The organism is Nocardia niwae NBRC 108934 = DSM 45340 (assembly GCF_001613465.1).
Classification (GTDB): domain Bacteria; phylum Actinomycetota; class Actinomycetes; order Mycobacteriales; family Mycobacteriaceae; genus Nocardia; species Nocardia niwae.
Genome location: NZ_BDCK01000084.1, coordinates 1 through 1,412, shown reverse-complemented (window position 1 = coordinate 1,412; position 1,412 = coordinate 1). Strand labels below are relative to the sequence as shown.

Annotated in this window: 1 protein-coding gene; it reads left to right on the top strand. The window is 65.6% G+C overall.

All coding sequences use genetic code 11. The features are described 5' to 3' along the window. Positions 1–231: 231 nt before the first annotated feature. Entirely contained in the window at positions 232–1,275 is a 1,044-nt protein-coding gene (locus NNI01S_RS32910) for an IS110 family RNA-guided transposase (RefSeq protein WP_063025443.1), read from the top strand. Positions 1,276–1,412 lie beyond the last annotated feature (137 nt).

Sequence of the window (1,412 nt, the reverse complement as noted above, 5' to 3'; positions counted from 1 at the left end):
GGTCAGCGAATCAGGCCGGAAACACCCTTAGATCCAGTGTCACGATCACGGGGTCGGCCGGTTCGCTCGACCGTTAAATTCCCGCTTGCGTGGCTGTTGTGGATTCTGCGGCCGGCCGACATCCGGGACCGGCCGGGATGGCTTGAGAGGAGCGTGGCATCGCCCTGACTGGGGAGTGCCTTCCGACCGGTCCGTGCCACACCGCGATCGAGAAGAGGTTGAGACGCAGCAATGATGGTCATCGGGATCGACGCGCACAAGCGCACCCACACCGCAGTCTCCGCTGACGAGCTCGGCCGGAAACTGTCCACCAAAACCGTCGGAACAACCAGCACTGATCATCTGGCACTGCTGAAATGGGCGCGGGCACAGCCCGACCCGGAACGGTTATGGGCGCTGGAAGACTGCCGGAATATGACCCGGCGCCTGGAAAGCGACCTGATCGCAGCTGGAGAGCGCGTGGTCCGGGTTCCACCGAAACTGATGGCTCACGCCCGGGATTCTGCGCGCACCTACGGCAAGTCCGACCCGATCGACGCGTTAGCCATCGCCCGGGCTGCGTTGCGCGAACCCGACCTGCCGGTGGCCCGGCTCGATGGAGTCGAACGCGAGCTCCGACTGCTGGTCGACCACCGAGAAGACCTCGTTGCCGAGCGCACCCGGGTAATCGCACGGCTGCGCTGGCACCTGCACGAGCTGGATCCGGGCTGGCTGCCGCCGGGCAAGCTCGAACGCGCCAGCGCCTACGACCGCGTCGCAGCCCACTTGGCCCAGTTCGACGAGTTCGTCGCCCGCCTGGCGATGACCCTGATCCACCACTGCCGACGGCTGACCGTCGAGATCGATGAGCTGGCTGGCGAGATCGGCGAACGAGTCCAACAGATCGCGCCGTCACTGCTGGCCATCGTCGGATGCGCGGCCTTGACCGCGGCGAAGATCATCGGGGAGACCGCCGGCGTCGACAGGTTCCGATCCAAGGACGCCTTCGCCCGTCACAACGGCAGCGCACCGCTGCCGGTCTGGTCGTCCAACCGAGCGCGCCACCGTCTGTCCCGCACCGGGAACCGCCAACTCAACGCCGCGCTGCATCGCATCGCTCTCACGCAGGCACGCTGCCACCCGGGCGCACGAGCGCTGCTGGCCAAACGCAAGGCCAAAGGCGACGGCGGCATGGAAGCGCTGCGGATCCTCAAACGCAGGCTATCCGACGTCGTCTACCACGCCATGATCGCCGACCTGGACCACCGATCAGCCGAAACTCCTACCGCTGCTTGACAGAGGAGCAATCCACAGTCCCCCGATTTTCGAAGAGCGCTGACAGTTCCTGAGCTTGGCGGGTCACTGGCAGAGTTGAATGCCACTACGCAGCGCTTCCCTCTCCACGTGGAGGGGGAGATCGGGACTGTGGATTT